Source organism: Psychrobacter sp. 1044, assembly GCF_904846525.1.
Classification (GTDB): domain Bacteria; phylum Pseudomonadota; class Gammaproteobacteria; order Pseudomonadales; family Moraxellaceae; genus Psychrobacter.
The window spans coordinates 1-10747 of record NZ_CAJHAZ010000034.1 but is presented as its reverse complement, the minus strand read 5'-3'; the positions used below and the strand labels follow the sequence as shown (position 1 = coordinate 10747).

9 protein-coding genes are annotated in these 10747 nt (G+C 41.6%); 3 read left to right on the top strand and 6 right to left on the bottom strand.

The annotated features are described in order from the left end of the window. Positions 1–193 precede the first annotated feature (193 nt). Complete coding sequence (locus JMX82_RS13770) at positions 194–1495, top strand: right-handed parallel beta-helix repeat-containing protein (protein ID WP_201540950.1); 1302 nt, start codon at positions 194–196, stop codon at positions 1493–1495. 65 nt (positions 1496–1560) lie between these two features. Here JMX82_RS13770 and JMX82_RS13765 read toward each other — a convergent pair whose 3' ends face one another. From JMX82_RS13765 to JMX82_RS13755, 3 genes are all read right to left on the bottom strand, one after another. Next, a complete protein-coding gene (locus JMX82_RS13765) occupies positions 1561–2346 on the bottom strand; it encodes an SDR family NAD(P)-dependent oxidoreductase (RefSeq protein WP_201540949.1) in 786 nt (261 codons plus the stop codon). Between the two features lie 294 nt (positions 2347–2640). Further along, complete coding sequence (locus JMX82_RS13760) at positions 2641–3189, bottom strand: hypothetical protein (RefSeq protein ID WP_227676807.1); 549 nt, start codon at positions 3187–3189, stop codon at positions 2641–2643. 252 nt (positions 3190–3441) lie between these two features. Continuing rightward, on the bottom strand, positions 3442–4602 hold the full coding sequence (locus JMX82_RS13755; RefSeq protein WP_201540947.1) for a hypothetical protein: 1161 nt from the start codon (positions 4600–4602) through the stop codon (positions 3442–3444). Positions 4603–4694: 92 nt separating this feature from the next. Here JMX82_RS13755 and JMX82_RS13750 point away from each other — a divergent pair, with 92 nt between their 5' ends. Next, positions 4695–5471 (top strand): hypothetical protein, encoded by a 777-nt coding sequence (locus JMX82_RS13750; RefSeq protein ID WP_201540946.1) that lies wholly within the window; start codon positions 4695–4697, stop codon positions 5469–5471. A gap of 28 nt (positions 5472–5499) precedes the next feature. On the opposite strand, the gene JMX82_RS13745 is transcribed toward JMX82_RS13750, so the two are convergent. The 3 genes from JMX82_RS13745 to JMX82_RS13735 form a co-directional block, all read right to left on the bottom strand. After that, the gene (locus JMX82_RS13745) at positions 5500–6303 is read right to left on the bottom strand and encodes a WG repeat-containing protein (RefSeq protein WP_201540945.1); all 804 of its coding nucleotides are present in this window, start codon (positions 6301–6303) and stop codon (positions 5500–5502) included. A gap of 119 nt (positions 6304–6422) precedes the next feature. Beyond that, positions 6423–9413, bottom strand: a complete 2991-nt coding sequence (gene polA / locus JMX82_RS13740; protein ID WP_413786788.1) for a DNA polymerase I — start codon at positions 9411–9413, stop codon at positions 6423–6425. A gap of 197 nt (positions 9414–9610) precedes the next feature. Further along, a complete protein-coding gene (locus JMX82_RS13735; RefSeq protein WP_201540944.1) occupies positions 9611–10024 on the bottom strand; it encodes an organic hydroperoxide resistance protein in 414 nt (137 codons plus the stop codon). A gap of 279 nt (positions 10025–10303) precedes the next feature. Between JMX82_RS13735 and JMX82_RS13730 the strand changes: the two genes are divergently transcribed. Next, positions 10304–10693 (top strand): hypothetical protein, encoded by a 390-nt coding sequence (locus JMX82_RS13730; protein ID WP_201540943.1) that lies wholly within the window; start codon positions 10304–10306, stop codon positions 10691–10693. Positions 10694–10747: the final 54 nt, after the last annotated feature.

Sequence of the window (10747 nt, the reverse complement as noted above, 5' to 3'; positions counted from 1 at the left end):
TTTATTAAAAGCATTGTTTATTAAAAGCATTGTTTATTAAAAGCATTGTTTATTAAAAGCATTGTTTATTAAAAGCATTGTTTATTAAAAACATTGTGACGTGTTATGACGCTTGCTAATAGTAGTAAGGTGTCACAGGATGTTCAAAAAATGTAAGACAAGTACAAGATAGACATAAAATAGGAAATATACGATGGTATCAAGTAGTAGGTTGTTCGTCACAATATCCTTAATCAGTGCCACAATAGGTTTGACGGCTTGTGAAGGTGTACCTTTTTCTGGTAGCAGCGCCCATAGCAGCTTGGATAATGCTGATTTAAAACAGCCGTTAATTATCGATGCCAAACTGCCAAAAGCCACGACAACCATAGACTGCGCACAATTAACGCCGAAGCAAATAGTTAAGGTAAAAGGTCACAGCGTACTCAGTGCAAGCTGTGATTTGACAGCCAAGTCGATACGCTTTGAGTTGAATGATTCGCACAGCTCCCTCGACTGTCAGGGCGCTCTGCTCAGTACCAGTACTGATGATGCATCAACGGCCAGCGCAATTATGATTAAGCCTGAAGCGGATGTGGCTATCGACAATATTGCAGTGGCCAATTGTCATGTGGAGGGCTACGGTCATGCGCTGCACATTCGCCAATATAGCAACCCCAATCAGCGTTACGCGCGTGGCTTTATTAATCCTGCTGCCAACCGTGCTCTTGCGCCAAGTAATATCCGAGTGATTAATGTGAGTAGTCAAAACAGTATCAATAGTGGCATGTTCATCGGTGATCATGTGCATGGCGTGAGCTTTGATAAGGTACGTATTCAAAATGCAGGCACTGTTGGGTTATATCTGGAATTTGGTAGTCGCGATAATGTGATTAAAAATTCAGTGTTTGTCGGTAATGGTTTCCGTACCTTTAAGCCCAATCGTGAGGCTATTGCCGTGGATTCGTCGAGCAATAACCGTATCGAAAACAATCAATTTATCCATAATGGGGCAGGCAGTATTTTGCTGTATCGCAATTGCTTTGAGCATGCTGATGACAGTACGCGGGGCAATCATTTTAAGCGTACCGAGTCGAGCCGTGACAATATAATTCGTGGCAATATTTTTAACGACGAGCCAGTCGGGGTGTGGGTGGCGTCAAGACAGTCACGCAATCTCAAAGGTTTTGAATGCGGTGCTTATTTGCTGAAGCAAACGCCATTTGCCAGCTATCATTTAGACAGTGCTAAGGGCAATCAAATTATCGATAATCGTTTTCAGCAAGTCGAGCAGGGCATTATCGTAGAGGACGATGGCACGCTAATAGCTGGTAATCAATTCGCTGCTGATGTGAATTTACCGATTAGCGTTGGTTCTGAAATTCGGGAAGATAGCGTAGCAGGGGCGATAAAAAATACCGTTATTAAAAACAATATTTTTACTGGTAAAACTGTCGAGCAAGCCATAAAAATTCGTGAGGCAAGCAAAACGGCTACTCATATTGAGCAGCCGTAAGTGTGGTTTTATATTAAATAAGCGTTATCGGTAAACAACAGTATAACGAATAGGTGATGTTGCTATTAAGCACCAACCTTGGTATTGACCCAGCGGATTACAGAATCTGGCGTGACTTGCGAGACTGCTTGAAAGATTTTTGCTGGCATGCCCACAGAGTAATGCGTACTTTTGAGTTTACGATTGGGACTGGTCGTCAATTTACACAATGTTTTGGCGACATCGTTGACCGTTAGATGGATGCCCAAGCGATCCATACTGGTCACTTCGATATCGGCAGTCATGTCAGATTTGACCCACAGCGGCATCACATCGATCACCTTGATACCCAATTTTTCGTACTCAATATTAAGGCCTTCTGTGAGACCTCGCACAAAAAACTTACTGGCCGCATAAGTCGCAACTTCGGGTTGACCATAGATAGCAGAAGCAGAGGACACATTGATAATTTTGCCGTCTTTGCTATCAGCCAGATAAGGCGCCAGTTTATGACAGCCAATCAAAACACCTTTACAGTTGACGTCAATTAAAGCCAGTTGCTCATCTAGATTGGTCGTTGGTAATGCGCCACTGACCAGCACCCCAGCATTATTAATGAGTGCATCAATACCACCGAAATGTTCAATCATTTGATTGATCGCATTGTCCCACGAGTCAGGCTGGGTGACATCCAGCTGACCTGTGATAATACGCTGTTGTTTGACGGCTTTCTTAAAAGATTTGTCTTTAATGGCGCTTTCAAGTGTCGCAGTATTGGTCGCAAATAAACCAATATTGTGGCCTTTTTCCGCCAACTTTTTGGCGGTGGCCAAGCCGATACCACGTGATGCGCCTGTAATCAATATATTCATAATAAGTGACTTAATCGTTATTAATCATGAGTAAATCGAGGTCGTATATTAGGATGCTTATCCCTCGGACTTATTATTATAGTCATTCCACTATAATAATATTACTGCGTTAGCCTCGCTTGAAGTATTAAATATACATCTACACTCGGTTGCTTTGTACTATTTTTAAATTTAACCGACTGTAGTATAACAAATTCGTCTAAATGTATTTTGCTAGAGAGTATAACTATTGATATAGAGCGCATGGTAATTAATATAACGAGTAGTTATCACTGTTAGCAGAAACACTCTGCGTTAGTGTGAAGCCGTTTGACAATGCAGCTCGCTCGTCTCTTCTACTTGACAGTCGTACTCGTTTAAGTTTAAGCGCCACAAATAAATCAAGGCAATGCCATAAATAGCAGTCTCTGACAGCTCTTCTGTAATGACGCCAAAAGCTTCGGGAATCATAATGGCGTTTTCGCCCATATATTCTAATAATGCCAAGGCGGCGACGCTAAAATACAAAGAAACGGGTACTTTTTTTAATATTGCCCAAAGATAACGCCATGAATAAGCCAATAAACCAACGATCAGCACATAAACGATGGTCAGGACGAGGTCTTCCCACCAGTCATAAGAATGGCTGAACAACACAAAGTCAGTGGGAACCAATAAGTCTGGTAGATAATTTAACTCACGGCGTATCACAGCAAAGAATACCAGCACCGCTGCCAACCAAAAAGCTCGAATCTGTTTAAACGTATTTGTGGCAGAGCTCTGTAGTAAATACTGCACACAACGTAGCAGACAGGCGAATAAAATAATAATGCCAGGAATTTCGATGATGCCATCTGAACTCAAAATAAAAACCTCCTGATTTTTTAAAATAAAAAAAAGTGAGCACAAAGGCTCACTTTAGACCGAAATTTATCCAATGACATATAACGTAATAGACCGCTATTATAACGCCAATGTCAGCGCTATAACGTTATTTAATATAACTAATGAGTCATATGTCATTGTTAACAATGGCAAACAAATGCCCTTTATTATGCACATTGCTATCGGCTATTTATACCTATGACGATACAACCAATTCAATAGATAGTAGGGTTAAAATAAGGCTTCCATCCGTAATAATGCTGACGGGTAATGGTCCTTATCCGCTGTTTTATCATTGTAATAATTTAGCTCTGTTTGTACATAAAGCCACTCTCGCCAAACGGGTTGGCGGTAGCTTATAGCAGGGCCATAGCTGTTTAATGTTGATTTGTCATGGTCAAAGTAACCGCCAGTAGAGACACCATAAGCCAGCTGTTTTTCATTGCCCAAATAGTGTACTTGTCTGAGATCGTTGCTCCAGTCCGTGCTTTCTTCATTGTCTTGATTGCGATAACGGATGGCGGTGCGATTATTGATTAACTGGTCAGCATTTGTACCATATTGCAGATTTAGCCCGCCTTTTGCATAGTGCTCACTATCGAGTCCATAACGATAGTAACTATCACTAGTGAGAGTCCATTTTTTGTTGTCATACCAGTCTTTATCGACGCTCACTTTTACGTATAAGTCATCGAGCGAGCGAACCCCGACATCGATATCTGTTTTGACCCCTAACTGCTGCTCAACCTCATGACTAAAACGTGACCAACGAATGGCGATAGAACCATTGTCTTCTCGCGTTTTTCTCCTGTTGACGAGTCCATCTTGGTTACTGGTACTTGCTTGGTAAGTATCGCCCGTCACATTCTGTTTTAAGAAGGTATCCTCATCCAAATCTTCATCACCGATAATCAGGCTCAATCTTTTTTCTAACACTGGCAATCGTAAGCGGCCGCGAATCCTAGGTTCAACGCTCACGTCACTGCCTGATTGTGGATCGTTGACCCAGCGGGTATCTAGTACAACTCGTAAACTGGCTTTGGCGGGCTTTTTGGGATCCGGTTTGCCGAACCAACCGTCCATTTTGTGTGCCCATTCATGCAGCTGCTCTTGGACATCTTCACGGCGTTCGTCCGTCCAATTTTGTGCTCCTTGTACTGATGGAGCAGACTGCTCGGTAGATGTTTCGGTAGGTTGAAGTCGATAGCCAAATTGATTGAGGTTTTCATCTCGATTAGAGTTAGCATCATGAGATAACGAAGCCGTGTCAGATTTTGGCAGTTCGACTTTCGGCTCTGTGGTGGACGTAGTATCCGCCCATACTTGCGTGCATAAACTTAAGCTGGCAAGTGTGTAAAGGGTAATGGTGTTGAGATTTGCTGGTTTAATCATGGAGAGCTTCAATTATTTTGGGTAGCTAAAAAGGACAAACAAAAGTATTATGCCATAGGTCGTTAGGCACATACATATAGAGGCGCTGTTATATGAAAGTTTTAATCATTGTAAGCTTGTTTTTGATGGTCTTGCCTTCAGCACATGCTGAAATATCTCTTGATGTCAGGCAAGCTGTTGAAAAAATTATGAGTGTTTATTACAGTTCAAGCTATGATAAGTTGCGTGGTTGTACCTTATATGACGACGGCTCAGAAACCTATTGCATTGCTCCTAAGCATTATGAATTTAAAAACATCGAGGGAGTAGATACTTTATATGTTTTGGTTTCTGGTGATACGGTGGAAGATGGTGCACGAGTGACACCAGGATTTGGCGGTTTATTCATACTTTATAAATTAGGTAATTCTTGGGTCGTCTCTTCAAGCAATCCTTATATAAAAAATGGTGGAGCAGGTCGAAGTCAGCTGATAGATTTTGATTTAAGAGAAGTGGGTGCTGATAGGTACGGTTGGGTAGGTAAGTTTTGTGGCTCCGGTGCAGGTGGTCAAACCAATTGTTCTTGGAGTATGTACGCTACTATGACAAGTGGTAAAGTCGAAGAAGTGGCAAGATTGGATTTAGATTATTCGTATGAGCTTATGAGTAAATCGTCATATGGTGAAGCTGAAAGTGATGTTAGTATCAATACAGGTGGGGTTATGACTCAAGGCTTTTATCCCTTAAAAGTCACTGTCGATTACGAACACGGTCTTTATGATAACAACTACGAGCCAATACCCTCTAGTCTGGATAAAGGTACAGATAGCTTTATTGTAGAGTTCAACGAGCAGACACAGACGTTTAACTTGCCAGATGATAAAAGTTAAGATGAAAAGTACTTATTATATTGAGTGTTTACTGTTTTAATATTTGCCGAACACGTATCATTTTAGGTGTTGTGTCGAGGTAATTGCTAACAGCTAAAAGATTGCCTTGTGAATCAAAATAGTAAAAATTATTGCCTTTCATAAATTTAAAAGTATCTATGTAATCATTACCAGTGAAAATAGGCATGTCATACTCCGTTGGTACGATTATTTTATTATCTTTATTTATCATGCCATAACCATTCTCTTTTACCACGACTGCCAAGCCATTATGAAACGAACCAGCATTCAGATAGTTTAAGGGTACAACAGTCTTTCCACTGCTATCAATATAACCCCATAGTTCATCCTTTCTTACAGGTGCTAGTCCTTCTGAGAAATACCTGATTTCGTCAAACTGATATTGAATAGTAAGTTCGCCAGTATCATTAATAACACCCCATTTACCCTCGTATTCAACAGCCGCCTTACTTTCAGAAAAAGGTCTGACATCATCATATATTATCGGAATAATGACTTGGTTTTTTTTGTTGATGTATCCATGATGTTCATTTTTTTTAACGATGGCGAGTCCTTCAGAAAACTCAGCAGTAAAGTTATAACTGAATGGAACGATGATATTGGCTTGTTTATCAATAAAACCATATTTCCCATCTTTCTGAGCACTTGCTAAACCTTCATTGAAGTCACATAGCTCACCCCAACTTACTCCCTTCGACAACTTATATCCTGGCAATAATCCGCATGCTATTGCGTAATTACTTAAAGACAAGCTAAAAGCTAGGATGAGTGTGGTCAATAATTGTTTGATAACAGAATCCTTAGTTATCAACGTCAGCTCCTACGAATTAGATACTATCGATTGGGTATGATATGGGCAATCTAAAGAACAGCCCATATCCTATAAAATAAAAACGTTAGGTCTTGAGCTGTTTTATTATACAAAAACGCTTAATGCGCCTCATCCCAATTCTCGCCAGCACCCGTCTCAACCAATAACGGCACAGCAAAGTCCACATTCCAGCCTTTTTCAACGGCAGTGGTCGTCAAGACGTCTTGCATTGCATTAGTAATGAGTTGGCTAATCTCATCTACCTTGTCACTATCCACTTCAAACACCAATTCATCATGGACTTGTAGCAGCATTTTGGCTTGCGCTTTTGGCAGTACTTTATCGACGGCAATCATAGCCAGCTTGATTAAATCTGCCGCTGAGCCTTGGAGTGGCGCATTAATCGCAGCACGTTCAGCGCCTTGCTTGACCATACGGTTGCTATGAGTGATATCAGGCGTGTAGAGCTTACGACCCAATATCGTCTCGACATAGCCTTGCTCGTGAGCACTGGCGCGAGTATTAATCATATAGTTTTTGACACCCGGATAGCGATCAAAGTACATATCGATATAATCTTGTGCCTCATTGCGGCTCATTTGCAATTGCTTGGCAAGTCCAAAGGCGCTCATACCGTATAGCAGACCAAAATTAATGGCTTTGGCATTACGGCGCTCGATCGAGGTTACGTCAGCAACATCCTTGCCAAGTACTTCAGCGGCAGTCGCAGCGTGAATATCTAACCCTTCATTAAAGGCGTCAGTTAAGTTTTTATCGCCTGAGAAATGCGCCATGAGACGCAATTCAATTTGTGAATAATCCGCCGCCAAAATAACGCGACCTTCTGGTGCGATAAAGGCTTGACGAATCAAGCGACCAGTCGCGGTACGAATCGGAATATTTTGTAAATTGGGATCAGTTGAAGACAAACGCCCAGTACTGGTCAATGCTTGATGATAGCTGGTATGTACGCGATCAGTCTCAGAATCTGCGACATTATCAAGCGCATCGGTATAAGTGCTTTTGAGCTTAGATAGACCGCGATATTCTAAGGTAATATCGACCAATGGATGATCAATTTTTGACAGCACGGCTTCGCCAGTAGAGTATTGACCTGATTTGGTCTTTTTGCCGCCAGCAACGCCGAGTTTTTCAAATAACATTTCACCAAGCTGCTTGGGTGAGCCCAAATTAAACTCTTCACCTACTACTTCATAGGCGCGTTTTTCTAGCGCGACGATTTCTTCATCGAAGCGCTTTGATAGCTCATTTAAAAATGGGCGTTTGATTAAAATTCCGTTTGCTTCCATCTGGCAGAGTATCTCCGCCGTTGGAATCTCTAGCTCGTGTAGCAATTTGGCATTATTGGCATCGTTCGCTAGCTCAACGCTGAACACCTCAAATAGCTGATAAGTAATGTCAGCATCTTCACAAGCATAGTCGCTAGCAATATCGATGGCGACTTGGTCAAAGGTGACTTGCTTAGCGCCTTTGCCAGCGACGTCTTCATAGCTGATGGTTTGGGTTTGTAGGTAATGGCGTGCTAAATCATCCATACCATGACGAGTGATAGCGGCATTAATCACGTAGCTGGCAAGCATGGTATCCATCGCCCAATTATTGGGACGAGCATGAATGCTACCCAATAAATCGATATCATAATGGCTGAGAATATGCGCATCGTACTTTAAATGCTGACCGATTTTACCGATATTTGGGTTTTCTAAAATAGGTTTTAGACGTGTTAAAACGCTATCACGGTCGAGCTGTTTAGCCGTCAGCTCGTCACCCTCTAGCGCATGTGTCAGTGGTATGTAATAGGCTTCATGCGCTTGTACCGCAAAAGACAAACCGACGATTTGTGCTTGACGCCAATGGACGCTAGTGGTTTCGGTATCAATGACAAAGTGCGGCGCAGACTCTAATAATTCGACTAGACTCTCAAAAGCTGGTTCGTCGAGCACAGTGTGCCACGCTCTATCATGCTGTTTACCGTTTTGGACATTCTCAATACTGCTTGATTGTAGCGATTTAGCGATTTGCGCTTGTGATTCAGCATCTGCTTGGCTACTTGCAACACTTTGTACGCCGTTCCCATTAGCATTGGCTGGATGGTTTGGGTGGTCAAGAGAAGCAAGCTCATTTCTAAACTCAAGCTCGCTATACAGCTCGCGCAATTCATCTATATGGGCACAAGGATTGGTATTGATTTTTAAATCATTCCAGTCTTGACCGATATCTAAGTCTGTGACGATAGTGGCCAGTTTGGCATTGAATGGAATTTCCTCTGCATGCTCAATCAAGCCTTTAGCGCCGCGTCCTTTAATAAAACCGATGTGCTTTAACATATTGTCGATATCACCGTACTCAACGAGTAAGTCTTTGGCCGTCTTTTTACCGATACCGGGCACGCCTTTAATACCGTCAGAGGCATCACCCATTAAGGTCAAAAAATCAATCATTTGGTTTGGATTAATACCGAATTTTTCGATGACCGCTTGGGTGTCCGTTACTTTACCCGTGAAGCTATCTTCCAATATGACGCAGTCATTGACCAGTTGCATCATGTCTTTATCGCCGGTTGAGATGACCACATGATGACCTTGCTCAACCGCACGGTGCGCCAGTGTGCCGATAATGTCATCTGCTTCTGCACCTTCGATGCGTAACAGTGGAATGCCTAAGGCGGTTACCAAGCGATGGATATAAGGAATTTGCTCCACCAGCTCTATGTCGATGGGTGGACGCGCCGCCTTATAATCAGCAGACATATGATGGCGAAAAGTCGGGGACTTGGTATCAAAACAGACCGCCATGTGCGTCGGATGATATCGACGCATCAGTTTTAGTAGCGCATTGAGCGTGCCACGGATGGCATTCGTTATCAGCCCTTGCGAGTTTTGCATGGTTTTTGGCAAGGCGTGATACGTGCGAAACAGATAATAAGAGCCATCAACCAAAATAAAAGGTGGCTGATTTTTGTCCACGTGACTGGTGTCCATAGTCGCTACGTTGGGCATGGTATCAAAATTTGGTAAGGCTTTAGGGTCAAGCGCTTGATGCGAGTTGTGGTTATTGTCTACGGAGGAGTCGGTCATATGGTCGGTCATAAAGGTCACTTATTATTAGGTATCAGATAGAGTCAATATCAGATAAAACGATGCTTCCATTATAACGATAAAATCAGACCTTGCCGAACTTCTCGATAGTTATGATATTTATACTGCTGACAGACGCTCATAAAAAAAGAACCCAGTATTCACTGAGTTCTCTTATAGATAAAGCCGACATTGTTATTGTTAAAAATCTATCTCACTTCTGAAGTCACTTCACTATCGATATTACCGTGAGTCGCTTTAGAATATGGGCAAACTTTATTGGCTTTTTCGACCAGCTTTTGGAATTCATCCGCTGATAGCTCTGTGTTTTCAGCAGTGACATGAATTTTCACGGCTAATTGAAAATCTAAGCCTTCACCTTTCATTAAATCTACGGATACTTCAGTGGTAGAGTCAAATTTTGCTTTTTCTTCCCCTTTGACCGCAGCAAGTGCGCCATCAAAGCAAGCGGCATAGCCCATCGCAAATAACTGTTCTGGATTATTACCGTCTTTATCAGAGCCGGGTGCGACCATATTAATCGTCAAATCACTGTCTTGCAGACTGGCATTACCTGTACGACCGCCAGTAACTGTTGCTTTGGTGGAATATAGTGTTTTCATAACATATCCTTTGTTGTGAGTTTTTATGTTTAAGCATTAAATTTTGATAGGGGATTCAGCATAACAAACCAGTGCATGAGCAATATAGGTCAGTCGTAAGTATATACTGTGGATTTGTAAGTGAACTGTTAGTAGAATCTTTAGCTGCATTTAACTATCGCAGGAAAAGCTTAATCGCTATAAGTAACAGAAGTATTAATGTAATATAGGAATATAGCTGTAAAAAATAAAGTTATTAAAATAGATGATAAAAAATCTAACCAATAAAGGTCTTATTCGATGAATAAATCAATGGTGTTACCTATTGCACTTTCTTTGCTAACATTTACTCTTGCTGGCTGCGGCGGGGAGGATGATGGTATTTATGGTTCGGGTAGTAATAAGATTACGCTGACCAGCTTTGACAATAGCTATGATAAGCAAGCGAAAGATAGTGCTATTGCACGCATCGATGAGACCTACCGTACTGGTGAGCGTGAAATCAAGATAAAAAATATCGTTAATAATTACAGTAATCAAGGTTTGAATACTTTGGACAGAACGGTATTATCAGACAATTTTGAAGGGCGACTGGATAATAAAAATATTGAAGTTGATAACCGCACGGTCAAACGTCCCATCTATGAAAAAAACAGTAATAACAAGCTAGGGCGTGTCCCTAATCTGTAAAAGTAAGTATAAAGGCTTTAAAATAAAGAGACTATTTCAAACAGGGCTCTCTAA

What these genes read in the sequence shown, in the direction of transcription:
- JMX82_RS13730 (WP_201540943.1), top strand. Translation starts at nt 10,304, where the DNA reads ATGAATAAATCAATGGTGTTACCTATTGCACTTTCTTTGCTAACATTT.
- JMX82_RS13770 (WP_201540950.1), top strand. Translation starts at nt 194, where the DNA reads ATGGTATCAAGTAGTAGGTTGTTCGTCACAATATCCTTAATCAGTGCC.
- JMX82_RS13755 (WP_201540947.1), bottom strand. Translation starts at nt 4,602, where the DNA reads ATGATTAAACCAGCAAATCTCAACACCATTACCCTTTACACACTTGCC.
- JMX82_RS13735 (WP_201540944.1), bottom strand. Translation starts at nt 10,024, where the DNA reads ATGAAAACACTATATTCCACCAAAGCAACAGTTACTGGCGGTCGTACA.
- JMX82_RS13765 (WP_201540949.1), bottom strand. Translation starts at nt 2,346, where the DNA reads ATGAATATATTGATTACAGGCGCATCACGTGGTATCGGCTTGGCCACC.
- JMX82_RS13750 (WP_201540946.1), top strand. Translation starts at nt 4,695, where the DNA reads ATGAAAGTTTTAATCATTGTAAGCTTGTTTTTGATGGTCTTGCCTTCA.
- polA (WP_413786788.1), bottom strand. Translation starts at nt 9,413, where the DNA reads ATGACCGACCATATGACCGACTCCTCCGTAGACAATAACCACAACTCG.